The 25,266-nt window shown below is 43.7% G+C and carries 24 protein-coding genes; 10 read left to right on the top strand and 14 right to left on the bottom strand.

The window, feature by feature from the left end; genetic code table 11:
• Positions 1-96 (top strand): IS3 family transposase (locus L3V36_RS18610; protein WP_137409013.1); only part of this gene is annotated, 96 nt, incomplete at its 5' end.
• A 107-nt stretch (positions 97-203) separates the two neighbouring features.
• Here L3V36_RS18610 and L3V36_RS18605 read toward each other — a convergent pair.
• From L3V36_RS18605 to L3V36_RS18595, 3 genes are all read right to left on the bottom strand, one after another.
• Positions 204-1,565 carry a sodium-dependent transporter gene (locus tag L3V36_RS18605; RefSeq protein ID WP_102447195.1) on the bottom strand — a complete coding sequence of 454 codons (1,362 nt, stop codon included), beginning with the start codon at positions 1,563-1,565 and terminating at the stop codon, positions 204-206.
• Between the two features lie 338 nt (positions 1,566-1,903).
• A complete protein-coding gene (locus L3V36_RS18600) occupies positions 1,904-2,698 on the bottom strand; it encodes a YggN family protein (protein WP_102447194.1) in 795 nt (264 codons plus the stop codon).
• 88 nt (positions 2,699-2,786) lie between these two features.
• Positions 2,787-3,260 carry a GreA/GreB family elongation factor gene (locus tag L3V36_RS18595; RefSeq protein WP_102447193.1) on the bottom strand — a complete coding sequence of 158 codons (474 nt, stop codon included), beginning with the start codon at positions 3,258-3,260 and terminating at the stop codon, positions 2,787-2,789.
• A gap of 145 nt (positions 3,261-3,405) precedes the next feature.
• Here L3V36_RS18595 and L3V36_RS18590 point away from each other — a divergent pair, with 145 nt between their 5' ends.
• The gene (locus L3V36_RS18590; protein WP_102447192.1) at positions 3,406-5,340 is read left to right on the top strand and encodes a RecQ family ATP-dependent DNA helicase; all 1,935 of its coding nucleotides are present in this window, start codon (positions 3,406-3,408) and stop codon (positions 5,338-5,340) included.
• A gap of 144 nt (positions 5,341-5,484) precedes the next feature.
• On the opposite strand, the gene dinB is transcribed toward L3V36_RS18590, so the two are convergent.
• Positions 5,485-6,561, bottom strand: a complete 1,077-nt coding sequence (gene dinB, locus L3V36_RS18585; RefSeq protein WP_019350587.1) for a DNA polymerase IV — start codon at positions 6,559-6,561, stop codon at positions 5,485-5,487.
• Positions 6,562-6,724: 163 nt separating this feature from the next.
• On the opposite strand from dinB, the gene L3V36_RS18580 reads away from it, so the two are divergent.
• A complete protein-coding gene (locus tag L3V36_RS18580; protein ID WP_017079932.1) occupies positions 6,725-7,966 on the top strand; it encodes a diguanylate cyclase in 1,242 nt (413 codons plus the stop codon).
• Between the two features lie 127 nt (positions 7,967-8,093).
• On the opposite strand, the gene nqrM is transcribed toward L3V36_RS18580, so the two are convergent.
• From nqrM to bolA, 9 genes are all read right to left on the bottom strand, one after another.
• Positions 8,094-8,348, bottom strand: a complete 255-nt coding sequence (gene nqrM, locus L3V36_RS18575; protein ID WP_004735214.1) for a (Na+)-NQR maturation NqrM — start codon at positions 8,346-8,348, stop codon at positions 8,094-8,096.
• A 16-nt stretch (positions 8,349-8,364) separates the two neighbouring features.
• A complete protein-coding gene (locus L3V36_RS18570) occupies positions 8,365-9,369 on the bottom strand; it encodes an FAD:protein FMN transferase (protein ID WP_004735213.1) in 1,005 nt (334 codons plus the stop codon).
• A gap of 174 nt (positions 9,370-9,543) precedes the next feature.
• Complete coding sequence (gene nqrF / locus L3V36_RS18565) at positions 9,544-10,770, bottom strand: NADH:ubiquinone reductase (Na(+)-transporting) subunit F (protein WP_004735212.1); 1,227 nt, start codon at positions 10,768-10,770, stop codon at positions 9,544-9,546.
• A 29-nt stretch (positions 10,771-10,799) separates the two neighbouring features.
• Positions 10,800-11,396 (bottom strand): NADH:ubiquinone reductase (Na(+)-transporting) subunit E, encoded by a 597-nt coding sequence (gene nqrE / locus L3V36_RS18560; protein WP_004735211.1) that lies wholly within the window; start codon positions 11,394-11,396, stop codon positions 10,800-10,802.
• Positions 11,397-11,403: 7 nt separating this feature from the next.
• Positions 11,404-12,036 carry an NADH:ubiquinone reductase (Na(+)-transporting) subunit D gene (locus L3V36_RS18555; RefSeq protein ID WP_004735210.1) on the bottom strand — a complete coding sequence of 211 codons (633 nt, stop codon included), beginning with the start codon at positions 12,034-12,036 and terminating at the stop codon, positions 11,404-11,406.
• Positions 12,036-12,803, bottom strand: a complete 768-nt coding sequence (locus L3V36_RS18550; protein ID WP_004735209.1) for a Na(+)-translocating NADH-quinone reductase subunit C — start codon at positions 12,801-12,803, stop codon at positions 12,036-12,038. The genes L3V36_RS18555 and L3V36_RS18550 overlap by 1 nt, the downstream gene beginning before the upstream one ends.
• Entirely contained in the window at positions 12,793-14,037 is a 1,245-nt protein-coding gene (locus L3V36_RS18545) for an NADH:ubiquinone reductase (Na(+)-transporting) subunit B (RefSeq protein WP_004735208.1), read from the bottom strand. Before L3V36_RS18545 ends, L3V36_RS18550 begins: the two co-directional genes overlap by 11 nt.
• 4 nt (positions 14,038-14,041) lie before the next feature.
• Positions 14,042-15,382 (bottom strand): Na(+)-translocating NADH-quinone reductase subunit A, encoded by a 1,341-nt coding sequence (locus L3V36_RS18540; protein WP_102447191.1) that lies wholly within the window; start codon positions 15,380-15,382, stop codon positions 14,042-14,044.
• Between the two features lie 521 nt (positions 15,383-15,903).
• Positions 15,904-16,212, bottom strand: a complete 309-nt coding sequence (bolA, locus tag L3V36_RS18535; protein WP_017079929.1) for a transcriptional regulator BolA — start codon at positions 16,210-16,212, stop codon at positions 15,904-15,906.
• Positions 16,213-16,387: 175 nt separating this feature from the next.
• On the opposite strand from bolA, the gene L3V36_RS18530 reads away from it, so the two are divergent.
• From L3V36_RS18530 to L3V36_RS18515, 4 genes are all read left to right on the top strand, one after another.
• Positions 16,388-17,539, top strand: a complete 1,152-nt coding sequence (locus tag L3V36_RS18530; protein ID WP_004735205.1) for a methyltransferase — start codon at positions 16,388-16,390, stop codon at positions 17,537-17,539.
• A gap of 66 nt (positions 17,540-17,605) precedes the next feature.
• A complete protein-coding gene (locus L3V36_RS18525; protein WP_017084461.1) occupies positions 17,606-18,175 on the top strand; it encodes a YajG family lipoprotein in 570 nt (189 codons plus the stop codon).
• Positions 18,175-18,723 carry a peptidylprolyl isomerase gene (locus L3V36_RS18520; protein WP_017092170.1) on the top strand — a complete coding sequence of 183 codons (549 nt, stop codon included), beginning with the start codon at positions 18,175-18,177 and terminating at the stop codon, positions 18,721-18,723. Before L3V36_RS18525 ends, L3V36_RS18520 begins: the two co-directional genes overlap by 1 nt.
• A 54-nt stretch (positions 18,724-18,777) precedes the next feature.
• The gene (locus tag L3V36_RS18515) at positions 18,778-20,136 is read left to right on the top strand and encodes an MFS transporter (protein WP_102447190.1); all 1,359 of its coding nucleotides are present in this window, start codon (positions 18,778-18,780) and stop codon (positions 20,134-20,136) included.
• Positions 20,137-20,212: 76 nt separating this feature from the next.
• Here L3V36_RS18515 and L3V36_RS18510 read toward each other — a convergent pair whose 3' ends face one another.
• Positions 20,213-21,559: a DUF4397 domain-containing protein gene (locus L3V36_RS18510; protein ID WP_102447189.1), complete on the bottom strand. Its 1,347-nt coding sequence runs from the start codon at positions 21,557-21,559 to the stop codon at positions 20,213-20,215.
• Positions 21,560-22,144: 585 nt separating this feature from the next.
• On the opposite strand from L3V36_RS18510, the gene L3V36_RS18505 reads away from it, so the two are divergent.
• The 3 genes from L3V36_RS18505 to csdA all read left to right on the top strand — a co-directional run bounded on the left by L3V36_RS18505 (position 22,145) and on the right by csdA (position 25,263).
• On the top strand, positions 22,145-22,960 hold the full coding sequence (locus tag L3V36_RS18505; RefSeq protein ID WP_102340718.1) for an outer membrane protein OmpK: 816 nt from the start codon (positions 22,145-22,147) through the stop codon (positions 22,958-22,960).
• Between the two features lie 110 nt (positions 22,961-23,070).
• Positions 23,071-23,964: a 2-dehydropantoate 2-reductase gene (gene panE, locus L3V36_RS18500; protein WP_102447188.1), complete on the top strand. Its 894-nt coding sequence runs from the start codon at positions 23,071-23,073 to the stop codon at positions 23,962-23,964.
• An 87-nt stretch (positions 23,965-24,051) separates the two neighbouring features.
• Entirely contained in the window at positions 24,052-25,263 is a 1,212-nt protein-coding gene (gene csdA, locus L3V36_RS18495) for a cysteine desulfurase CsdA (RefSeq protein WP_102447187.1), read from the top strand.
• Positions 25,264-25,266: the final 3 nt, after the last annotated feature.

Raw genomic sequence — 25,266 nt, 5'->3', positions numbered from 1 at the left:
GAATACATCGAGTACTACAATACCAAACGTATAAAAGTGAAACTAAAAGGCCTGACTCCGATAGAATATCGAACTCAGGCCTTGAAAGCCGCTTAACAGAAATGTCCAACTTTACGGGGTCACTTCATTATGAGTGGCTCTGTGCTTAACGTTTCAAGTTCTTCTGAGGGTTTAGGTTCAGAGAGTCCCGATAGGGTTCAGCGTTAGCCGAAAGATGCCCAGATAACCGTTGCGACTAGGATTGGGCACACAAACTTCACATACATTGGCCACACCTTACCAAACCAACCCAATTGGAAATCAGGGCAACCTTGCTCAAGCTCTTTCACCTTAGAAGCTCGACTCCATACCCAACCACCAAACACGCAGAACATCAGTGCTGCGACCGGTTGAAGGTACTGAGTCGCTATCATCGCAACCATGCCAAACATCGCGGCAAAGTTGTAAACAATCACCACACTAAACAACGCGATAACACCACCAATTACCCAGCTCGTAGGCGTTCGTCTAGTGTTAAAACGCTCGCTCACTAGTGCTACAGGGCCTTCAAGCATCGAAATCGATGAAGTCAGTGCGGCAATCGTTAGCAATAAGAAGAAAACAATCGCGAAGATCTGACCAAGCACGCCTAAGCTATCAAACATCAACGGCAGAACCGTAAATACAAGCGTATCAGAACTTAATAGTGAGCCATCTTCCGCATAGATTTGTACCCCTTTCTGCATCGCAACAAACATTGCAGGCATCACGACTAAACCCGCAATAAAAGCGACAGCGGTATCAACTAAGGTAACGTTCATTGCCATTTTGGGCAGGTTCTCTTTCTTACTCAAGTAAGAGCCATAAACCAACATCGAGCAACCACCAATGGTTAGCGAGAAAAAGCCTTGTCCCATTGCTGCCAAAATCAATTTTCTATCCCAAACTTTTTCAAAATCCGGAACCAAGTAGTGTTTTAGGCCTTCCATCGCACCAGATTGCGTCATGATGTAAACAAACAATAAGCCAAATAAAACAAATAGCGCAGGCATCAAACGAGTCGACCATTTCTCGATGCCTTGCTTAACACCGCCCTGCACTATCAAGATAGTCAGTACATAAAATGCGACAGTGCCAAATACGTTGCGCTCAACACTAAAGCCTTTAAACCAATCAGCAACAGCCTCAAGACCAATCAGATCAGCAACAGCGCCGATTAGGAAGCAGATCAACCAACCACCAACAATACTGTAAAACGCTAATACAGCGCTTGGCACACTCAGTCCAATCCAACCGACAAACTCACCGACTTTCTTACCCAAAGGGTTTGTCGTCAATGAACGCATGCTATCGACAGGGTTTGCTTGACCGTGACGACCAATAGCCATCTCAACCACCAGCATTGGGAAAGCGACCACAAAGATCATGATCAAATAGACTAAGAGAAAAGCGCCACCACCGTTACTGGCAACTTGAGTTGGAAAACCCCAAATATTACCCAAGCCAACCGCTGCACCCGCCGCTGCTAAAATAAAACCCAAACGAGAGCTAAAGTGCTCTCTTGAAGAGGAAGATTGTTGGTCCATATTGCCCGCATCAAAAATCAGTGAACTAGTTGATAAGTACAGTAATCAAAAGCAATGATAGGCACAACCAATAAATGAACAATTCTCTAATTTTTACAATCAATGCGCTATTTATAACCACAAAGTTAACAATCTACTGGTGTTATCGTTTACCAAATAACAACCAGTCAAGATGTAGACCTAGGAAAGCGAAGAAACGAAGAAACGAAGAAACGAAGAAAGTATATCGGGTTAAATGCTCGTGCAACTGAATCCATAGATCCATAAACACCTACATCCATAAGCACATACAAAAAGAGCACCAAACGGTGCTCTTGTGATTCATCAGTCAATTCAGATTAGATCGTGAATACTTGATAGTCTTTTAGGTTCGGAATGATTTCATGCAGCTCTTGCTCTTGTTCTGCCATGTCATCAAGTGAATCACAGAACTCATTCGCTTCCTCTTGCACTTGTTGAGAGTGTTCTTTCATTCGCTCTTCAACTTTAAGCTTTAATTCAGCCATGCTATCAGCCAATTCGGTAAGGTTTAAACCACCGTCTTGTTTCATTTTTTCTGACATCGCATTAAAAGCGCTGGAGATAAATTCTTGATTAAAGATTTCTTTCGCCTTCTCGAAATCTTCAGACCAACTATTGGCCATCGAATCAAAGCTTTCAGCTGGTAACACTAACTCGCCATCTTTGTAGTAACGAGCTTCCAGTTCAGCAAAGTAGGTTTTCATTGATTCTTTTACATTATCAAATGATTCCGGTGAATCTAGGCTAGCCGCAATATCATCAATCACGTCATTCGCTAACGCTAGGCTATCGTTCGCCATTTGTTTCGCTCGTGGTAAGTACTCACTCATGCTTTCGCGGTATTTTTCAATCGCCGCTTGTTGGTCGGCATCAAGATCAACCTTCTCACCATGGATATATAAGTCGTTGTTGCCATCGAAAACGGCAGTATCACCATTCACTTGATGGATTTCGACTTTTTGGTCATCGATTCGCAATTCATTTTTCAAATCAACTCGACACTGCGCAGCAAAAGTTGGCAGGCTCACAAAAGAGATTACTGCTGTTAACGATGCGATTAATACATTGTTTTTAATAAATATTTTGTTTTTCATAAATACATTGTTTTTCATAACATCCTCTCATCAATCTGACAGATTACTATACCCTTGGTATATGCTTCTTTGTCAGAGAAACGTTTTATATATATCCGTTACTCAGTTAGTCGATAGATATTACTTCATAGCAAAACTGTTTATCTGCAACCTTAAACTCAATTTCATCACCGACTTCTTTACCCATTAGAGCCTGGCCAAAAGGTGCATTTGCCGTCACGATGGCAATCTCATTCTCATTCCACGTGACAGAAAGTCCGCCGACTCTCGGTCCCATAAAAAAGTGTTTATATTGATCATGCTCGTCAATGACCACAACGTAGCTGCTCACCGTAATTCGCTCACTGTCGCGCAACACTAAGTTACGATAACACTGAATGTCGTCTTCACACTCTTGCACTCTTACGGCTTGGCCATGAGCAAGATAAGAAGCTTCTAATGCCAATGTATCGTACTTATGTTCAGGCACAGTCTCTTCATCGGTCGCAGCATCAATCGCACGCTGAGTCGCAGATTGGGCGATATGTAGTCGGGATTCGAGTTGCTCTAAGATTATTTGGCGAAGCTCTGACTTATTCATACTATTGGAGTGCTTTTCTATAGGAGCTACAGAATAGAATTAGGTACAATCAGGTGCAAGACATTTGATTCATCAAGCGACGCGATCATGAATGGACGCTCGCTTTATCATCAATACGACACTTAATAATTCAGGTAGAACATAAATGATTGAGCAGAAGTTAAAACAAGTATTCGGATTCGACTCACTGCGTAATGGGCAAAAGCAAGTCATTGATAATGTTCTATCTGGTCATTCGACGGCGGCCATATTCCCAACAGGCTCAGGTAAGTCGCTTTGCTATCAGTTGCCAGCGCTAGCATTGCCACATTTAACCTTAGTGATATCGCCACTGTTAGCTTTAATGAAAGACCAGCTCAGCTTCTTGCACAGCAAAGGCATTAGCGCAGCTGCAATCGAATCAAGCCAAGACAGACAAACCACCCAACAAGTGATGCAGTCGGTACGTAACGGAGACACCAAGATCCTCATGATCTCCGTTGAACGCTTGAAGAACGAGCGCTTTCGCCAGTTTATCTCCCAAGTGCCGATCTCGTTACTGGTGGTCGATGAAGCGCACTGTATTTCAGAATGGGGACATAACTTTAGACCAGACTACCTAAAGCTTCCCCAATACCAAAAACAGCTCAATATTCCTCAGGTACTGCTACTGACAGCCACCGCGACCACATCAGTTATCCAAGATATGAAGTCTAAGTTTGATATCGATGAGGAACGTGTTGTGGTTACGGGTTTCTATCGTCAAAACCTCGATCTGTCTATTCAACCTTGCGAACAAACCAGCAAACTAGAAACCTTGTGCAACGTCGTTAATCAAGCTTCTCTTGCTCCGACTATTGTCTATGTCACCCTTCAACAAACAGCAGAGATGGTGGCTCAGCAACTTCGTAACGCTGGCGTTAATGCTGTTGCTTATCATGCAGGCCTTAAGCCAGAAAACAGAGATGTAATTCAACATCAATTCATGAATGATGACGTGAACTGTATCGTGGCCACCATTGCGTTTGGTATGGGCGTCGATAAATCCAACATTCGCCGAGTCATTCACTTTGATTTACCTAAATCGATAGAGAACTACTCGCAAGAGATCGGTCGAGCAGGCCGAGATGGCCAGCCTTCAGCATGTATTCTTCTCGCCAACAAGTACGGCCTCAGTACACTAGAGAACTTCGTATTTGGCGATACGCCAGACAACATATCGATTCAAGCAGTCTTGAAAGAGATCTACGAAAACCAAAACATTGGCGCTTCTGGCTCAAACCAATGGGAGATTATGCTTAACCAGCTATCACGTGAATCCAACATTCGTCAGTTGCCGCTAAAAACGCTACTGGTGTATCTCGAAATTGAAGGCGTGATTGAGCCGAAGTACAGCTACTTCGCTGACTACAAATTTAAGTTCGTTCGCCCCAAACAGCAGATCACCGAACAGTTCCAAGGCGAACGTCGTCATTTTGTCGAAGCGATTTTCCAGTGCTCGCCTCAAGCCAGAGTCTGGTGCCAAGTTGATTTCGATGCGCTGTGGACACACTTCCAGACTGATCGTCAGCGTGTGATTGCGGCAATCGATTATTTCAATGAACAAGGTTGGATTGAGTTGGAAAGTAAGCAGATCACAGATGTGTATGCGATCCACAACACCTCTGAAGACATGATGCAGTTATCGGAACGTCTAACTGAATTGTTTAAAGAAAAAGAGAACAGTGAAATAAACCGTCTTAACCAAATGCTGAGCTTCTTTGAGGCAGACACTTGTCTAAGCTCACGCCTAGCGAGCTACTTTGCCGATGATAAGGCACCAACAAACTGTGGTCATTGCTCGGTATGCCGTGGTGAGGTAGCAATATTACCAACCGTCGATGTTGAACCCGTTGACGACGAAACCGTAATGACATGGATTCATGAATTTGTATCTAAGAGCCAACAATTGATCACCGACGAAGCCATTACGCGTTTTCTATGCGGAATTGCAACCCCTCTTTCAACCAAGCTTAAAGCCAGCAAAATGGTTGGTTACGGCAAGCTAGAGCAGCAACCATTCAGTGATACCTTAGCACGAGTTAAACAGCTTCCTAGATAAGGTATCTCACGTATCGATATAGAACACTGGCTAGGCTATGAAGTCTAGTCGGTGCTTATCTGTGTGCATCTCATTACTCTCTATTCCCACTTATCCTCTATCCTCACCTACCCTCTATTCTTATTACTCTCTAAACAAGACAGCCTAAAAGAAACTCAGCTGACGCATTTGATCTTTGGGTTGTAGCATCACGCTCAAACCAAGCAGGCGTATTTCTCGCCCTTGTTGTCTTTTCAGTATTTCACTTAACAGTTCTTTGAAGTGCTCGCGATCAAGAGAGGCGTGGATGTGCTCAATAGTGGTTTGTTGAAAGTCGGCGAACTTGAGCTTAATGCCCTGCTTGATGATCGCTTTGCTTGGGCTAGCTTTTTCTAAGCGAGTTTCGAGCTCAGGAAACAGCTTGTCTTCGATCACCTGCCAACATTCCTCGTAGGTAGAAATGTTTTGAGTAAAGGTGCGCTCCACACCTACCGATTTTCGTTCACGTTCGATGATAACTTCTCGGTCATCAACTCCATGACTGCGCTTCCATAGTGATGCACCTTGACGGCCAAACCTGAGCAATAGATCGCGATAATCAGACTCCTTAATATCCTTACAAGTAAAGAAGCCTGCTTGATGCAGTTTTTCGATACTGACCTTGCCAACACCGGGAATCTTTTCGAGTGGGAGCTCATCAATCACAGCTTGTACGTCTTGCGGAGGAATCACAAACTGTCCGTTAGGTTTGTTCATATCCGACGCTACTTTCGCTAGAAACTTTATTGGAGCGATGCCAGCCGAAGCGGTCAAGTTGAGTTCATTCCAGATATCATGACGAATCGCCTCTGCAATCAGTGTGGCCGAACCATGACATTGCTTGGAATCGGTGACATCAAGGAAAGCTTCATCCAAAGAAAGAGGTTCAATGATGGATGTGTATCGAGAAAAAATTTCGCGGATCTTTTTCGATATCTCGACGTAGACCGACATTCTCCCAGGGACAACCAACAGGTTGGGGCAAAGCTGCAGCGCTTTTCCTGTTGGCATTGCAGAACGAATACCAAACTTGCGAGCTTCATAATTACATGTACTCAAAACCCCGCGCTGTTTTTCATGCCCCCCGACTGCGAGCGGTCGATTTCTATAAGATGGGTTATCTCGCATTTCTACAGCTGCGTAAAAACAATCCATATCAACATGGATTATTTTTCTAACTTTCTCTTCGCCCGCACTACACATTTAGGAATAACTCAACCTTACAACTGTATCTATGACCAGTATAATCAATTATTCTCAGATTTAAAATGATCTGGAGTCCAGCTCAACAGGTTTCTCTTCAATAGCCAGCTACTATTCTGATAGTATTGTTAAGGAGTATTTAGTCTATAAGTAGGGATAGCTTTTGAGTGAGAAAATACTAGTAGTAGAAGACAGTCGTGCATTCAGAAACTACCTGTACCAGCAATTTAAAAATGATGGCTATGATGTTTCACTGGCTGAATCAGTAGCAGAAGCCAAAGCTATCTTAGAGCAAGAGACGGATTTCTTGTGTGCGGTGCTCGATTACTGCTTACCCGATGGCCAAGATGGTGAGATCATTGATTTGGTACTCGGCTATCAACAAAAAATCATTGTGCTCACCGGCATGTTCAACAACACACTTCGAGAGCAAGTACTCGCAAAAGGTGTGCTTGATTACATCCTCAAAGACAGCATGTCGTCAGTCAGTTACTTACTTCCTCTGGTTAATCGAATCTCGAATAACCGATACCATAAAGCCTTAGTAGTTGATGATTCTGCTGTGGTTCGTCGATATGTCGTCCAACTTCTTGAGCATCAATATATTCAAACGATTCAAGCGGTAGATGGGGAGCAAGCACTAGAGCTCCTCCAAAACGATCCTGATATCACTTTTGTCGTTACCGACCATGACATGCCGAACAAAGATGGCATTTCAATGACCCGTGATATTCGAGTCCAACACGATCGTAATCAACTCGCTATTCTCGGTCTATCTGGCAGTGATGATCGCACAATGACCGCTCGCTTCCTTAAAGCTGGCGCCAACGACTTCCTTTATAAGCCATTTAACCAAGAAGAATTTTTCTGCCGTATTCACCAATTGCTCGACATGAAAGAAGCGACTAATGAACTGTTTCGTCATGCAAACGAGGATGCTCTGACCGGACTTTGGAACCGCCGCTACCTTTTCAATCAAACTTGCAAAGGCTGCGAACATCGCAGTATCGCTATGATGGATATCGACTTTTTTAAAAAGGTGAATGATACCTACGGCCACGATGGTGGTGACGCGGTATTAATTGAGGTTGGTAAAATCATCAAAGAGCACTTTAAAGATGATTTAGCGGTTCGCTTCGGTGGCGAAGAGTTTTGCATTCAGTCATGCGAACCATTTGAAGATTTTATAGAGACCTTGGAGTCGATGAGAGTCGCAATTGAAAATCATGAAGTGCAGCATGATTCACATGTGATTAAAGTGAGCATGAGCATTGGCGTGACCGACCAAGAAGGCTCTTTAGACGAGCAAATCAAAGCAGCAGACGAGCTACTTTATACCGCGAAAAAGCAAGGTCGAAACCAGTTGATATGCGCTCGTAATAACCTTCAACGCGTTAATGAGTAACTCCTGCTTTCCTAGAGCACGAATCGAGTCAACCTTTAAAATGAAAAGAGCCCAAGGTGTTAACCTTGGGCTCTTTGTTTTTTGGGGAGCAGGTTTCGCTCCTAATCGTTATTGCTGCTAATCGCAATTAAGCAATACGATCTTTATTCCAAGAAGCTTCTTTTTGCTGACGCTCAGCCAGTTTCTCTTCGCGGTATGCTTCACGTGCTTCACGCTTTTTGCGCGCATCACAAGGTTCAGGGCAGTTACATACTTTATCAATACCAACAGCGCCTAAGCCACCACAGCTACCCTTCACAACTTTCTTTTGGATAATATAACCAATAGACATCGCTGCGATTACTGCAAGAAAAACACCAAATGTAATCAGAAATGTATTCATAATTATCTCGCTTACCTTATTTACCTAAGTATGGCTTAAATGCTTCAGAAGCAATTTCTTTAAAGCCATCTGCTGTTTTTACCACCATGAACACAGGGATGTTATGTTGGTTCGCGACTTCCAGTCCTTTTTCTTCACCTAAGACCATAAGGCCTGTAGATAAACCATCTGCAGTCATTGAAGACGGGTTTAAAACGGTTACAGAAACCACTTTATGATGAAGCGGCTTGCCTGTTTCAGGGTTAATGATGTGTGAGTAACGAACACCATCGCGCTCAAAATAGTTACGGTAGTCACCAGATGTTGCGATCGCCATATCACCCGGCTCGATGATCTCTTGAATGTTGCGCTCGTCGACAGTTGGCTTCTCTATGGCGATACGCCAACCCACACTTTCACGGTTTAAACCCTTCAAGCGGATTTCACCACCTACTTCAACCATGTAATTATGAATACCAATTGAATCAAGGTAATCAGCAACGACATCCACACCCCAGCCTTTTGCGATAGTTGAAAGGTCAACATACAAGTTAGGCAAGTCTTTGCTTAACTTATTACCTTCAACGCTTAAGTGATGAATGCCAACCTTAGCCTTGCGAGCCGCAAGCTCTTCATCTGATGGAACCACTTCAGGACGCGCTTCAGGACCAAAACCCCAAAGGTTAACTAATGGTCCAACCGTAACATCCAATGCACCTTCAGTAAGACCGTTCAAACGAATCGCTTCTTTCACAACAGTAGCTGTTTGTTCAGATACTTCGAATGCATCGGCACCTTTATGCTGGTTAAAACGGCTCAGTTCTGAGTCTTCACGGTAGGTCGACATTTGATCATTCACTTCTTCAAGCAGACGGTCGATCTCGGTATGAACTTCGTTAGACTCAGGAAATTCATCACCATTGATGTACTTGATATTGTAACTGGTACCCATTGTCGGGCCACTTAAATGCACTTGCTCTCTTGCCTGATCACAGCCCGCAAGAAAAATCAAAGAAGTTAATGCAACAAGCCAAATTCTCACTTGCTTACTCCTGTTTAAGGTTAAGGATTTATATAAGGAAAAATAAGAGTAAAAAATAGGTATTTTGAATGCCTTACTCTTTCTTATATAAGCCAGTTTGTTGTCACGAGTAGTCTTAGAAAAACAAATGGCTGACTCGTAAGAGTCAGCCATAATATCAATCACTTAAATGGATTAACCACCGAAGTCATCTAGTAGGATGTTTTCATCTTCTACACCAAGATCTTTCAGCATGCCGATAACAGCCGCGTTCATCATTGGTGGACCACACATGTAGTACTCACAGTCTTCAGGAGCTTCGTGATCCTTCAGGTAGTTTTCGTACAATACGTTGTGGATGAAACCTGTGTAACCGTCCCAGTTGTCCTCTGGTTGAGGATCAGACAGTGCACAGTGCCACACGAAGTTCTCGTTTGCAGCCGCTAGGCCATCGAAATCTTCAATGTAGAACATCTCTCGCTTAGAACGTGCACCGTACCAGTAAGACATCTTACGAGTAGAGTTAAGACGCTTAAGTTGGTCGAAGATATGTGAACGCATTGGCGCCATACCTGCACCACCACCGATGAATACCATTTCATTGTCTGTGTCTTTAGCAAAGAACTCACCAAATGGACCAGAAATAGTACATTTGTCGCCTTCTTTAAGAGACCAGATGTATGAAGACATCACACCAGGAGCTACGTCAGGGTTGTTTGGCGGCGGAGTTGCGATACGCACGTTAAGCTTGATGATGCCTTTCTCTTCTGGGTATGAAGCCATAGAGTAAGCACGAATCGAATGCTCTTTAACGATAGACTCGTAACGGAACAAGTTGAACTTATCCCAGTCACCACGGTATTCGTCAGGAATATCGTAATCTGCGTATTTCACGTGATGTGGTTCAGCTTCAATCTGAATATAACCACCCGCGCGGAATGGAACTTCTTCACCTTCAGGGATAGCAAGTGCTAGCTCTTTGATGAAAGTAGCTTCGTTATCATTAGAGATAACTGTACATTCCCACTTCTTAACACCAAAGATGTCTTCGTCTAGCTCAATCTCCATGTCAGTTTTCATAGCAACTTGACATGCAAGACGTTCGCCTTCGCGAGCTTCGCCTTTGGTGATGTGATCAAGTTCAGTTGGTAGGATGTCGCCACCACCAGACTTAACTTTTACACGACACTGACCACAAGAGCCACCGCCACCACAAGCAGACGATACGAAGATACCAGCGCCAGCTAGGGCACCAAGTAGCTTGCTACCAGGTTGAGTAACGATCGCCTTTTCAGGGTCGCCGTTTACAGCAATAGTGATGTCACCTGATGGTACTAGCTTAGACTTAGCGAAAAGAATCACTAGTACTAGAGCCAATACAATAATGGTAAACATCGCTACGCCAAGAATAATGCTTTGCATTTGTTATTCCTTATTACTGGGTGCTTACCCTACAGTTGAACACCAGAGAAAGACATAAAGCCTAACGCCATCAGACCAACAGTAATGAACGTGATACCAAGGCCACGTAGACCTGGAGGTACGTCAGAGTACTTCATCTTCTCACGGATACCCGCAAGAGCAACGATAGCTAACATCCAACCCACACCAGAACCGAAGCCGTAAACAACAGATTCAGCAAAGTTGTAGTCACGAGTTACCATGAAAGATACACCACCAAAGATTGCACAGTTAACTGTGATCAATGGAAGGAAGATACCTAGTGCGTTGTACAAAGGTGGGAAGAAACGGTCTAGAACCATCTCTAGGATTTGTACAAGTGCAGCGATAACACCGATGAATGCGATGAAGTTAAGGAAACTTAAATCGACACCGGCAACAAGTGCATTTTCTTTTAGGATGTGTGTGTAAACAAGGTTGTTTACAGGAACAGCGATTGTAAGTACTACAACTACCGCAACACCAAGACCAAAAGAAGTTTTAACTTTCTTAGAAACCGCTAGGAATGTACACATACCTAGGAAGAAAGAAAGCGCCATGTTTTCGATGAAAATCGATTTAACTAGCAGACTAATATAATGTTCCATGACTACCTTACCCCTTCGCTTCTACTTGTTCTGGTTTGAACACACGAATTGCCCAAATCAAGAAACCAATTAGGAAGAATGCAGAAGGTGCTAGAAGCATCAAGCCGTTTGGCTGATACCAACCACCGTTGCTCACTAGAGGTAGTACTTCCATACCAAATAGTTTGCCAGAGCCTAGAAGCTCACGGAAGAAACCAACAGTGATAAGAACGAAACCGTAACCAAGACCGTTACCAAGACCATCGATGAAAGATGGGATTGGCGCAGACTTCATTGCGAATGCTTCAGCACGACCCATTACAATACAGTTAGTAATGATTAGGCCAACGAATACAGATAGCTGCTTAGAGATATCGTATAAGTATGCTTTAAGCACTTGGTCTACCACGATTACTAATGATGCGATAATTGCCATCTGAACGATGATACGCACACTGTTAGGAATGTGGTTACGGATCAAAGAAACGAAGAAGTTAGACAGAGCAGTAACGAACATTACCGCGATAGTCATAACAAATGCAGTTTCTAGCTTAGTGGTTACCGCAAGAGCAGAACACACACCAAGAACCTGTAGCGCGATTGGGTTGTTATCCAACACAGGCGCTAAGATGCTCTTTTTAATTTCTTTTGCACTAGACATTAGTTCAGACCTCCGTCACGAACTTTTGCTAGGAACGGACCAAAGCCCATATCACCTAACCAGAAGTCAAATGTATGTTGAACACCAACGCTGGTCAGTGTTGCACCAGAAAGGCCATCTACACCGTGCTCAGAACCTTGAGGAGCGCCACCTTTAACAACCTGAATAGCAGGTTTGTGGTTTTCGTCGAATAATTTCTTACCAACGAATTGAGCGCGCCAAGTTGGGTTCTCAACTTCACCACCAAGTCCAGGAGTTTCACCTTGCTCGTAGTAAGTGATACCAGAAACTGTGTTGCCATCAGTTTCTACCGCAACGAATGCGTACATCATTGACCATAGACCGTTACCGTGAACAGGGATGATAACTTTAGAAGTTTCAGCGCCATCTTTCACTAGGTATACCGTACCCGTGTTAGCACGACGAATGATCTTAGCGATGTCATCTTCAGCTGAAAGCTTGATTGACTGAGCCGGATCTTTTGCCGCTTTACGTTGGTCGTATGCAGCAGCGTCGCCGTCAACGAAATCGCCAGTAGCGAAATCAACTAGACGAGGTTCGATGTTCTCTGCGTACAGTGCTGGGATATTACCCGCAAGTTCAATGCCCGCAACTTCAAGGATCTTAGTTTGCTGATCCAGAACTGCGTTAGCTTGTTGCTTAGGTTTAAGAACAACTGCAGCTGTTGAAACGATGATTGAGCACACTAGGCTCAATGCGATAACAACAAACAGCGTCTTTTTAATGCTATCGTTATTACTTGCCATAGCGCGCTAGTCTCCGCTTAATGTTCTTCTCGATTACAACGTGGTCAAACAGAGGAGCAAATAGGTTTGCGAATAGAATCGCAAGCATCATGCCTTCTGGGTATGCAGGGTTAACTACACGAATCATTACACACATTGCGCCGATTAGGATGCCGTACCACCACTTACCTTTATTGGTAAATGAAGCTGATACCGGGTCAGTCGCCATGAAGAACATACCGAATGCGAAGCCACCTAGAACTAGGTGCCAATGCCAAGGCATGCTGAACATTGCATTAGTGTCAGAACCAATCACGTTAAATAGTGTTGATACTGCAACCATACCGATCATTACACCCGCAATGATGCGCCATGAAGCAATGCCCATGTAAACAATCATTGCTGCACCAATCATAAGTGCAAGCGTTGAAACTTCACCGATAGAACCTGGAATGTTACCAATGAATGCGTCCATCCAAGTGATAGCTTCACCTGATGTTACGTTCATTAGTGCACTACCGCCGCCTTGAGCCCATTGGCTAAGAGCAGTTGCACCAGAGAAGCCATCTGCAGCAGTCCAAACTACGTCACCTGAAATCTGTGCAGGGTATGCAAAGAACAGGAACGCACGACCAGCAAGAGCAGGGTTCAAGAAGTTACGACCCGTACCACCGAAGATCTCTTTCGCAACAACAACACCAAAGGTAATACCTAGTGCTGCTTGCCATAGAGGAAGCGTTGGCGGAACGATAAGCGCAAATAAGATAGAAGTAACAAAGAAACCTTCGTTGACTTCGTGCTTACGCACCATACAGAACAGTACTTCCCAGAAACCACCAACGATAAATACCGTTGCGTAGATAGGTAAGAAGTAAGTCGCACCCAAGAGCATCTTACTGCCCCAACCTGCATCGGCCCCTAAGGAGGCTCCAAGCATTTCGGTTAGCCAGTAATGCCAGTTACCATCAATGATAGAAACTAGTTCTGCACCTGAATACATGTGGTTTAGTGCTGCGATAGCCTGACCACCTGCGTTGTACATACCCCAGAACATTGCTGGGAATACCGCAAGCCAAACCATGATCATGATACGTTTTAAATCAACGCTATCACGGACATGCGAGCTTTTCTTTGTAACAGTACCTGGTGTGTAGAAAAGTGTTGCTGCTGCTTCGTAAAGCGCAAACCACGTTTCGTGTTTACCACCTGGTTCAAAATGATGCTCGATGTCTTCAATAAACTTTTTAAGGCCCATGAAATTACCCTTCCTTCACAATTGTATCTAGGCATTCACGAAGTAACTGACCGTACTCGTACTTACCAGGACATACAAAGGTACACAGTGCTAAATCTTCTTCATCTAGCTCTAGCGCACCAAGTGCTTGTGCACTATCAACGTCGCCAGCGCATAGATCGCGAAGCAGCAAAGTAGGCTCCATATCTAATGGCATTACTTTCTCGTAGTTACCAATTGGAACCATAGAGCGATCACTACCGTTCGTTGTCGTTGTCATATTGAACAACTGACCTTTAAACACGTGACCAAGGAATGAACGAGTAACAGAGAACTTGTTCTTACCAGGCATAGCCCAGCCGAATAGCTCTTTATCACGACCTTCACGAAGAACCGAAACTTGTTGATGGTAACGGCCAAGGTAAGCATGTGGACCTGAAGCGTGAACACCAGATAGCACTGAACCTGAGATCAGGCGAACTTCACCTGGCATCAACTCGCTGTCCGTCAACTCTTCAAGGCTAGCACCAATTTGAGTACGAACTAGACGAGGGTTGTTAACTACTGGACCAGCCAGAGAAACAACGCGCTCAGAGTAAATCTCACCAGTAAGGAAAAGCTTACCGAATGCGATCACGTCTTGGTAGTTAATGCTCCACGCTACATTTTGTGCATTTACCGGATACAGGTAATGCATATGCGTGCCTGCAAGACCTGCAGGGTGTGGGCCATCAAAAACATGTTCTTCAACGTTAGACTGAGCTGAACGAGGTAAGCTAGTACCTTTTTTACAAACGTACACTTTACCGTTAGTCAGAGTTGAAAGAAGATCTAAACCAGCAACGAAAGCATCAGACTGCTCGTTAATGATTAATTCTGGCTCAGCTGCTAGCGGATTAGTATCCATAGCAGTAACGAAAATAGCCTGAGTTTCAGAATCAACTGCTGGAACCTTGCTGAACGGACGAGTTCGCAAAGCGGTCCATGCGCCAGACTCAACTAACTGAGCTTTAACCGTTTCACGGTCAAGGCCTACTAGTTGGTTAGCTTCATAGCTATTGAACGTGATTTGCTCATTGCCTGCTACTTCAATCACTACTGATTGAAGAACACGCTTAGCACCACGGTTCACTTCAATAACTTTACCGCTTGCTGGAGAAGTAAATACAACACCTAGGTTCTTTTTATCTGCAAAAAGAACTTGGCCTTTCTTCACTTCATCACCAACGCGAGCATGCATCGTAGGACGCATACCAACGTACTCTTCGCCAAGCAAGGCGACTTTAGTGATGGACTTACCATCATTAATCACCTGGGATGGAGTTCCTGCGATAGGAAGATCCAAACCCTTCTTTATTGTAATCATACGCACTTGCACTACTTTATCGGGAAAAAGATTCTTTTAATTGCGTAAATTCAGGACGTTTTAAAATCGCCCTTAGACACGACATTACAGTGTCCGGTTTTGGTAAATTTGAGATACCAAAATCGCAACAATACATTAATAAACTCATCACAAGAATTATGTGAGATTTATCAGGTGCCATATTCTAGCATTTTTTGACAACTTGATGCCATGACCAATAACTTGAATACGGCCTTTATTTGGTGAGATTTGAAGCATATGGACTCTCAAATATGTATAAATTTGACGAGCCGCACAGATAGAATGGCTTTTAGAACGTGTTTTAAACAAGAGATTAATACTCTGTCACAAACTAATATTTTACGTGTTATGTTGAAACACTGTTAATAAAAACATTACTCATTGTAGGTATTTTTGGTCGGTCAATTTACCATCAGCTTGAGTGATATAACAACAGAAAACAGATAGATTTTGAGACAAAAGAGGCGGCCTAGCCGCCTCTTCTATATGGGTTAATTATCTTACTTACCACCACCCATACACATCGGGCTATCTGGCACGTTATTTAGCTGCTTCATCCATTCATCTTTTGTATAAGTGTGAATAGATAATGCGTGAATATTATTCGCTAACTCTTCTGATAGTGCTTTATTTACCGCTCTATGACGAGCAATAAGACGCAAACCTTCAAACACATCGCTGACAACAATCACTTTAAAATGACTCTCAGAACCAGCCGGAACATTGTGCATATAGCTCTCATTCACCACGTTTAAATGACTTGGTGAAAACTCATTGTGCAATTTTGTTTCGATAACTTCTTGGATCATTGTGATTCCTTAAATAGCGTATTGGCATTATCTGTCGCTCCAGTATAAACCCTAACTAACCGACTGTCTGAGTATTTCATCGCTGACTCGAGGGGTTTAGTCGAGTTTTTTATATCTTGTTCAGGCTGCATTTGAGACAATATCTTTGTTATTTCTTACATAAGTATCTCAAGCAATGAAAACTGAACTTACCCTTCACGATAGAACTTTAACCCTAAATCGTTTCCCCAACCGTTCAAATGAAACCCTTCAAGCTTGGGATGCCGGCGACGAATATCTGATTAGCCATGTTGAAGAGATGAATCTTGAACCTGGTAAACACATCCTGATCATGAACGACAGTTTTGGCGCCCTATCCGCTTGGTTCTCCAAAGATCATGACGTGACCATGATGAGTGACTCTTTCATTTCTCATCGCGGAACGCTAAAAAACTTACAGCGCAATCAAAGTAACCGAGTGAACTTCTTGAACACGATGGATGATATCCCACACGGTATCGACCTTGTGATCATGCAATTGCCAAAAACCAACCGCCACCTAATATGGCAATTGAGCCAGTTGCGCCAAGCATTGCCTGAAGGCTGCCAAGTGATTGGTGTGAATAAAGTAAAAGAGATTCACACTTCAACACTGAACCTGTTTGAAAAATATCTCGGTGAAACCAAAACCTCTCTGGCTAAGAAAAAGCACCGCCTTGTGTTCTCTTCTCCAAACTGCCAACCGATTCAAACAGTAGAACCTTATGTTGAATGGGACGTAGACGGTGAAGATATCCGCCTGAAAAATTTACCAAATGTTTACTCAGGGGAAGCACTCGATCAAGGCGCTCGTTATATGCTAGAGCACATCCCTCAAGATCCTGAGCTACGTCATATCATCGACTTAGGCTGTGGCAACGGTGTATTGAGTGTAAAAGCCGGGCAATTGAACCCACAAGCTCGCATCACCTGTGTGGATGAAAGCTTTATGGCGGTGGAATCGGCGCGCCAAAACGTCAAGGATAACCTTGGTGAAGAAGGCAACTTCCAGTTCATCGCCAACAACTGTTTAGATGGCTTCAAGAAGAACAGCACTTACTTAGTTATGTGTAATCCTCCGTTCCACCAGCAACAAGCGATTACAGACCACATTGCATGGCAAATGTTCTGTGATGCAAAGCATGTTCTTAGCAACGGAGGCAAATTAATTGTTATTGGCAACCGACACCTCGGATACGATGTCAAACTAGCAAGACTATTTGGTGAAGCTAACGTTGAAACGCTTGAACTAAACCAAAAATTTGAGATATTACAAGCAACAAGAGAGCCTGCGAATTTTAATAAATAAGCAGAAACGACTTCACAAGAATTTAAGATACCGAGCTTCTGGTGTGAATTTAGAAAGGATAAAGGAATGAAAAAACTGATTTTGGCTGCTTCTATTATGGCATTGACAGCATGTTCTGCCCCTCAGCAAGAACAGATCAATGTAATGCCAGAAGCTTCACTAAGCTCAAGCAACCTTGTACAAGGCAAAACATACACACTAACCAGTAAAGATGTTCGTGCCGCTCAATATGTAGCCTTGGTTGATAGTGGCCGTTCAAACATTCAGCCAATTCACGCTAAACAAAACATGCGTATTTCGCTAGAAAACGCAGTAGCTCAACAGTTAGAGTCTCAAGGTTTTCGAGCAAGCGTAAACAGTGAAAACTCCATTGTTTTAGAGATTCAAGAAGCACTGGTTACCGTAGAACACACCATTATGGAAAACCAAATGGACGGTAAAGTAACGCTTGAAGTAACGGCCGAGACACCTGAAGGTAAGCTAGTTAAAACATTCAACGGTACCGCAACTCGTACTGGAGCGCTAAGTGCTTCAAACGACGACATTTCTATGGTTCTTAACGATGTGATCAACTTGGTTCTTACTGAAATCGCGAACGACCCTGAACTACAAAACTACATGAAGGAACGTTTCTAATGAGCCGTATTCTAACTTCTATTGCATTAATGCTGGTGAGCGTGAGCGTTTGGGCAGGCCCTAAAGTGAACGTTGAAACAACATTAGGTGACTTCACGATTGAGCTAAACCAAGAGCAAGCTCCGGTTAGTACTGAAAACTTCCTAAAATACGTGGCAGACGGCAGCTACGAAGGCACTATCTTCCACCGTGTTATTCCTGGTTTTATGGCGCAAGGTGGCGGGTTCGATCAAGACATGAATCAACAAGCGACTTATGCCCCAATTAAAAATGAAGGCAGTAACGGTCTAAAGAATGATACAGCAACGATCGCAATGGCTCGTACTAACGCGCCAGACTCTGCGACTCGTCAGTTCTTTATCAACTTTTCGGATAACGACTTCTTGAATGCAAAAGGTGGTAACCCGGGCTACGCTGTTTTTGGCACGGTAACTGAAGGGTTTGATGTCGTACAAAAGATGGCAACCATTCCAACTAAGCGAATGGGCCGCATGTCAGATATCCCAACCGACCCTATCATCATCAACAAAGTAACACTTCTTAAGTAATCTCATACAGCGCCCTTAACCTCTTAAGGGCGTTTTTCTATACAAGGACGCCCCATGTCATCTGGCACTCCCTCTCTTTCTTGGATGCAGACTTTCCGTAGCTACCTAGATAAACGTCTACTTTGGGTGTTTATGTTGGGTTGTTCGAGTGGCTTTCCTTGGGTTCTTATCGGCTCTAACATGTCAGGCTGGCTAAAAGATGCAGGATTAACTCGTGCTGCTATCGGTTATTTCGGTAGTGTGTTCGCCGTCTATGCCATTAACTTTCTTTGGGCACCACTGGTAGACCGAGTCAAACTGCCGATTCTACATGCGATATTGGGACAACGACGCAGTTGGATATTTCTATGCCAAAGCTTTGTATTGATCTGCACGCTGTTCATTGCCGGGGTTAACCCTGCCAATGACTTGATGTTCACCTCAATGCTGGCTCTCGGAATTGCGATTGCGTCGGCAACCCAAGATATAGCCATTGATGCCTTCCGTATTGATTCATTTCCTAAATCTGAATCCACCAAATTACCGCAAGCATCCGCAATGGCAGTGATGGGATGGTGGACAGGCTACTCTCTTCCTGGTTATCTCGCATTTATCAATGCCGATACAATAGGTTGGAATGGTGTTTATTATGGTATGGCCGGTGTCGTTATCATTCTGATGCTATTCACCCTGTTTGTCGGAGAACCAAAAACACAACGTGAAGCATTACAAAAAGAAGCACAACAGCGCCATAATAAAGTTGTGGGCTCTAAAGTTGTGGCCTGGCTAAGCGTTACAGTGTTGGAGCCTTTCTACGATTTCTTTAAGAGAAACGGTGTTCAAGTTGCTATTACGCTTCTGCTGTTCGTATTCCTGTTTAAGATAGGTGAGGCCTTCTTAGGCAGAATGTCGATTCCCTTCTATAAAGAGATCGGCTTTAGCAATGAACAAATCGGCCACTACTCCAAGTTAATTGGTTGGGGTGCAACCATATTTTTCACCTTGCTAGGCAGTGTCTTCAATGTGAAATTTGGTATTGTACGTGGGCTAATGATTGGCGGCGTAGCCATGGCAGCTAGCAACCTAATGTTTGCATGGATTGCTCAAGTAGGACCCAATGAAAACTTATTCCTTGCAACGATTATTGTCGATAACTTCACAACCGCCTTTTCGACAGTGGCATTCGTTTCCTTCTTAACGCTACTAACCGGGCAAGCTTTCTCGGCAACCCAATATGCCTTGCTAGCATCACTTGGAAATTTCGGTCGTACAACTCTGGCTTCATTTAGCGGTGAGCTGGTCGACTTCCTCAATGATTGGTCAACCTTCTTTATACTAACGTCATTAATGGTGATTCCAAGTTTGATCATGCTCTACTCGTTACGCCACTTTTTCACTGATTTATTAGAAAAAGCCAAAAACAACCACGAATAAGAGTAAAAGAAAACAAAAGAGAAGAGGATAGCCCAGTGCTACCCTCTTTTACTTTCTGCCAGCAGAGACTTAAACGCTAATCTGTTGTATCACTTACGATTAAGTTAAAACCAGTTCCCGTCGAGTCATCAATCGCGACGACTTGATAAACAACACCGTCAGCCAAAGTTGCAGGCGCAGAGTCAATGGCAACAGTAGTTGGGTCTCCTGCTACTGTAATTGTCACGTAGTAAGATCCCGCTGCAACATAAATACCATTCGCGTAATCTTTGAACTTCACATCACTTAGTGCCGGAGTGCTACCAGAGATTCCCACGTTCTCAGTCAAGTAGATATCAACAGATGCTGCGACTGGGTTTGCCGCCGCATGAGTAATGTTTAACACCGCACTGGTTGCAACTGGGCGTCGACTTTCAGGAACAACGAGTGCTTCCAAATTGAGTGGACTTACCGTACCCACGGCATAAATGCTGTAATCCATTCCGGCAAATACAGCCACCCCGTCAGCATCAATCAATGCATTGGTCGTTGTGCCATCGGCAAAGATGTCAATATCATAAGTCCCTGCTGCTAAATCTAAGAATCCACGGATCTCTTTAAACATTAAATCAGCAAGTGGAGCAAATGCAGAACCGTTGACAAATGGGTCGACATCCGGCGCACCATCAACCAAATGCCCCACTCTCACTTCTGCCTTTTCTGCCATATCGTAGATTAAAGATGAACCCTGACCATCCATCACCATCAACTTCACCGGAGATGCACTGTTTGAATCAGCTCTTGGCACCGCCGCAATCGTTAGCTCGCTACCGCCAGAAAGAGTGATTTCTCCAGAGTCAAAAGCAATAGCATTGCCGCTCACGGTTTCTAGTCTCACTCGGTATTGCCCTGCTGGAATATTGAGTACGTCAGTAAAGTCTTTATAACCGAGAGTGCCAAGCGGAGCGCCCAATGGATCATTCGGTGCCGTTACGTATAAGTTCACATCCCCAACTCCTGTTGCCGCGTGAACAACTTGCACATCTAGACTTGAACTTGTTGCCGTTCCCTCTGCAGGTTTTGTAACAACCAAAGTCTCAACCGGGTTATTAGAACCATCAGCATCGCCGACCACCATTACGGTGTAATCTAGATCACCGCTCAAATCGAATTGGCTTGGCGGAATCACAGTCGCTACTGCGTCACCTGAGAGTTGGACATCGACTTGCAGAGTGGTTTGGCCTTGATCTACTGAGGTATATCCGGATGCTTGAGCATAATCGACACCGCTCCAACGAGCCTGACTATTTACTAAGACGTTAGCCAACGGAGCATCTGGCGATGCATGTACAGCTTGAAGTTGAGTTGTTGGTTCGTCGTCATCATCACACCCAACAATGAACAGGGCTGATATCGCTACCGCGAGTATTGGTGAATATTTCATCGGTCTTCTCTCCAAAAAAGTTAGACCAGTTCGTCACACAAATGATTAGTCCAATAACTAACCTTTAAAAATTGTCTCAAAATCTAGTGCAGTGAACTGTCTTTGATTCTCCGTGATTCAAAAAACAGTTAGGTTGAAATTCCTAGTCAGTCATCACGTGAGTTGTTCATCAATTGATTCCAACATCATTACGCAGTTGGTCAAAAATAGATCAAAGACAAGATTAAGAGGGGGTTTGAATGAGTCATTTTTTAAGAGAAAACGCTTAGAAAGAAATACTGTTGATTTTGATATGCATGTCACTCTATTTAGTAGAATCGTTTGCTTAGCGCAGTATTTCACCGATTTATCCACAAAATAATCTAATTTCACAAAATCAATAGAATTAGAGGTGCATCAAGATGCATTGACACATTAAAGTTCCATCATTTAGATCGTTAGTGTGATCAAGCTCACCATAATAATTATAGTTTTCACTCTGTCTCACTTTTATTTGAGAACAAAATCGCTATTATGCTCGGCATTCGGACATACAAACACGCACGGATTAGCGGGTTACTTATTTTAAACATAGAGAGTTCCATTATGCGTAAATCACTTTTAACTCTTGGCCTACTTGCAGCAGCATCTGCTCCAGTAATGGCGGCTGATTATTCTGACGGCGACATCCATAAGAACGATTACAAATGGATGCAGTTCAACCTTATGGGTGCATTCAATGAGAAAGGCGTTACTGAGTCTTCTCATGATTACCTAGAGATGGAATTTGGTGGTCGCTCTGGAATCTTCGATCTTTACGGTTACGTTGATGTATTCAACCTAACTTCTGATCCAGGTAGTGATAAGAATGGCCAAGAAAAAATCTTTATGAAGTTCGCTCCTCGTATGTCTCTAGACGGACTAACAGGTAAAGATCTTTCTTTCGGTCCAGTTCAAGAACTTTACGTATCTACGCTTATGGAATGGGGTGGTAACTCTGGCGTTAACACTCAAAAAGTTGGTCTTGGTTCTGACGTAATGGTTCCTTGGTTTGGTAAAATGGGCCTAAACCTTTACAGTACATACGATTCAAATAATAAAGACTGGAACGGTTTCCAAATCTCGACTAACTGGTTCAAACCATTTTTCTTCTTCGAGAACGGTTCATTCATCTCTTACCAAGGTTACATCGATTACCAATTCGGTATGCAAGATGAGTACTCAACAGCAAGCAACGGCGGCGCGATGTTTAACGGCATCTACTGGCACTCAGATCGCTTTGCAGTAGGTTACGGCTTGAAACTATACAGCGATGTATACGGCTTTGCTGACGGTGAAGATGTACCATTTATCCCTGGTAACGATGTTCAATTCGACTCTTCTGGCGTAGGTCACTACGTTGCAGTAACTTATAAGTTCTAATAGAACTTATAAGAAAGTTTCCAAAATGGCACCCTCGGGTGCCATTTTTTATTGCTTTCATTTAATGCCTCGTTATCCTTGCAGCATCACTTTCTTATCTCGGTATTGCTGTGAACATCTCAATTATTGGGCCTGGAGCTATCGGCTCTTTGTGGGCTATCAAACTTTCTCAAGCGGGTCATAATGTGTCTTTGTGGAGTCGTTCCACTGATAACTCAATTGACTTATCACTTGATGGACAAGCTTCCCTTTCCTTCAGTAACAACAATATCGAAAAGCTATCAGCGAGTGACTTGGTTATTTTCACGGTCAAAGCTTGGCAAGTAGCAGAAGCAACCACGCCACTGCTTCAACATCTCGATCCCGACACCATTCTCATGTTCATGCATAACGGAATGGGTGCGGTTGATGAGATAGCCACTCAAATTGATGCTTACCCAATAATATTGGCGACCACTACTCAAGCTGCATTCAAACCAGACCGCAATAATGTGTCTCACACAGGAATCGGACAAACCCAGTTGGGTTCTTTCAACCAAACCGGCCAACAGTGCACGTTTTTAGTTGATGTCTTAGATGATGCTCTCCCTACTGTGCGTTGGAACCCACAAATAGAAACCGCGCTTTGGACTAAGCTCGCCATCAATTGTGCGATCAACCCACTCACGGGCCTTGAACAGATCAAGAATGGCGAACTTGCAGATAAAAGATTTGAGGATATTTTGAGTTCTATCGTTAAAGAGCTCACGCAGGTTATGCAAGCCGAAGGGATCGTTTGTTCATTCGATGAATTGGAAGCAAGCGTCAAACAGGTTATCCAAGCCACGGCACAGAACAATTCATCTATGAAGCAAGATATGTTTTACCAACGTAAGACCGAGATCGACTTCATTAACGGCTACCTTATTAAGACTGCACTCAAGCATCATATAGACGTTCCCGTTAACCAAAGACTGTTCGCTCAAGTCAAAGAGCAAGAAAATAGCTGGAATCATCAAGATTAGTCAGCAACGGTCAACAAGTCGCGATAAAATAACAATACCGCTAAGCATAACGCTGGCACCAATTTCCAAGATTTTAGGTAAGAATAGATGCTTGATATCAATCACATCCGAGAGCAGTTCCCTGCGCTATCACAAACTATCAATCAACAACCATTGATTTACTTAGACAGCGCGGCAACGACACAAAAACCTCTGGTAGTTATTGATGCCATTAGCCAATATTACTCCAAACAAAATGCCAATGTTCACCGTGGTAGCCATAGCTTAACAGCGAACGCGACCAGTCAGTTTGAAGCTGCCAGAGATAAGGTCGCTCAGTTTATTGGGGCAACTTCTTCAAAAGAGATCATCTGGACTCGTGGTGCCACCGAAGCACTTAACCTGATCGCTCAAACCTACGCAAGAAGTACCCTTCAGACTGGCGATGAGATCTTAGTGAGTGAAATGGAGCATCACGCCAACATTGTGCCTTGGCAAATTGTGGCAGAACAAACCGGGGCTAAAGTCGTTAAGGTACCGATGACATCAGATTGCGAATTTGACCTAGTCGCGTTTGATACGCTTTTAAATGAACGAACCAAGATTGTTGCATTAGCTCAGATAACCAACGTGACGGGTTCTCGTCAGCCAATCGAAGCTGTCATAGAAAAAGCACACAAGATGAATGCGATTGTTGTGGTCGATGGCGCACAAGGCATCGTTCATGAGCCAGTTGATGTTGCTGCTTTAGGTGCGGATTTCTACGTATTCTCAGGGCACAAGCTCTATGCCCCTGCGGGTATCGGTGTACTTTATGGCAAACTTGAATTGCTCGAAGCGATGCCACCTTGGCACGGTGGTGGAAAAATGGTTGAGCGCGTCTCTTTTTCTGGCACTACTTTTTCACAGCTGCCTGGGAAGTTTGAAGCGGGTACGCCAAATGTGGCCGGAGCGATAGCATTAAGCACTGCAATAGAATGGTTAAGTGATTTTGCACAGCAAGATGTCGAAAATCATATCCACCAGCTACAACACGAGACTTATCTTGCACTCAGTAAACTGAATGATATTCAGGTTTTGGGGTATCAGCCCAACGCAAGCGTGATTACTTTTGTGATGGATGGCGTTCACCACCAAGATATAGCGACTCTATTGGATCAGCAAGGGATCGCGGTACGTGCAGGGCATCATTGTGCTCACCCATTAATGGATGCGCTTAATGTGAAAGGCACGGTTCGAATTTCATTTGGTATTTACAACAACATGGATGACGTTGATAAGCTTATAGCTGCGATAGAAAAAGCCGTTGATATGCTGTAGCGA

Origin of the sequence: Vibrio sp. G-C-1 (assembly GCF_021728015.1) — a bacterium.
GTDB classification, from domain to species: Bacteria; Pseudomonadota; Gammaproteobacteria; order Enterobacterales; family Vibrionaceae; genus Vibrio; species Vibrio splendidus.
This window is presented reverse-complemented; position numbering and strand designations above follow the sequence as displayed.

Bases quoted from the DNA above. Each gene is read 5' to 3' on its own strand.
- L3V36_RS18605 (WP_102447195.1), bottom strand. From the start codon at position 1,565: ATGGACCAACAATCTTCCTCTTCAAGAGAGCACTTTAGCTCTCGTTTG.
- L3V36_RS18600 (WP_102447194.1), bottom strand. From the start codon at position 2,698: ATGAAAAACAATGTATTTATGAAAAACAAAATATTTATTAAAAACAAT.
- L3V36_RS18595 (WP_102447193.1), bottom strand. From the start codon at position 3,260: ATGAATAAGTCAGAGCTTCGCCAAATAATCTTAGAGCAACTCGAATCC.
- L3V36_RS18590 (WP_102447192.1), top strand. From the start codon at position 3,406: ATGATTGAGCAGAAGTTAAAACAAGTATTCGGATTCGACTCACTGCGT.
- dinB (WP_019350587.1), bottom strand. From the start codon at position 6,561: ATGTGTAGTGCGGGCGAAGAGAAAGTTAGAAAAATAATCCATGTTGAT.
- nqrM (WP_004735214.1), bottom strand. From the start codon at position 8,348: ATGAATACATTTCTGATTACATTTGGTGTTTTTCTTGCAGTAATCGCA.
- nqrF (WP_004735212.1), bottom strand. From the start codon at position 10,770: ATGCAAAGCATTATTCTTGGCGTAGCGATGTTTACCATTATTGTATTG.
- nqrE (WP_004735211.1), bottom strand. From the start codon at position 11,396: ATGGAACATTATATTAGTCTGCTAGTTAAATCGATTTTCATCGAAAAC.
- L3V36_RS18555 (WP_004735210.1), bottom strand. From the start codon at position 12,036: ATGTCTAGTGCAAAAGAAATTAAAAAGAGCATCTTAGCGCCTGTGTTG.
- L3V36_RS18550 (WP_004735209.1), bottom strand. From the start codon at position 12,803: ATGGCAAGTAATAACGATAGCATTAAAAAGACGCTGTTTGTTGTTATC.
- L3V36_RS18545 (WP_004735208.1), bottom strand. From the start codon at position 14,037: ATGGGCCTTAAAAAGTTTATTGAAGACATCGAGCATCATTTTGAACCA.
- L3V36_RS18540 (WP_102447191.1), bottom strand. From the start codon at position 15,382: ATGATTACAATAAAGAAGGGTTTGGATCTTCCTATCGCAGGAACTCCA.
- bolA (WP_017079929.1), bottom strand. From the start codon at position 16,212: ATGATCCAAGAAGTTATCGAAACAAAATTGCACAATGAGTTTTCACCA.
- L3V36_RS18530 (WP_004735205.1), top strand. From the start codon at position 16,388: ATGAAAACTGAACTTACCCTTCACGATAGAACTTTAACCCTAAATCGT.
- L3V36_RS18525 (WP_017084461.1), top strand. From the start codon at position 17,606: ATGAAAAAACTGATTTTGGCTGCTTCTATTATGGCATTGACAGCATGT.
- L3V36_RS18520 (WP_017092170.1), top strand. From the start codon at position 18,175: ATGAGCCGTATTCTAACTTCTATTGCATTAATGCTGGTGAGCGTGAGC.
- L3V36_RS18515 (WP_102447190.1), top strand. From the start codon at position 18,778: ATGTCATCTGGCACTCCCTCTCTTTCTTGGATGCAGACTTTCCGTAGC.
- L3V36_RS18510 (WP_102447189.1), bottom strand. From the start codon at position 21,559: ATGAAATATTCACCAATACTCGCGGTAGCGATATCAGCCCTGTTCATT.
- L3V36_RS18505 (WP_102340718.1), top strand. From the start codon at position 22,145: ATGCGTAAATCACTTTTAACTCTTGGCCTACTTGCAGCAGCATCTGCT.
- csdA (WP_102447187.1), top strand. From the start codon at position 24,052: ATGCTTGATATCAATCACATCCGAGAGCAGTTCCCTGCGCTATCACAA.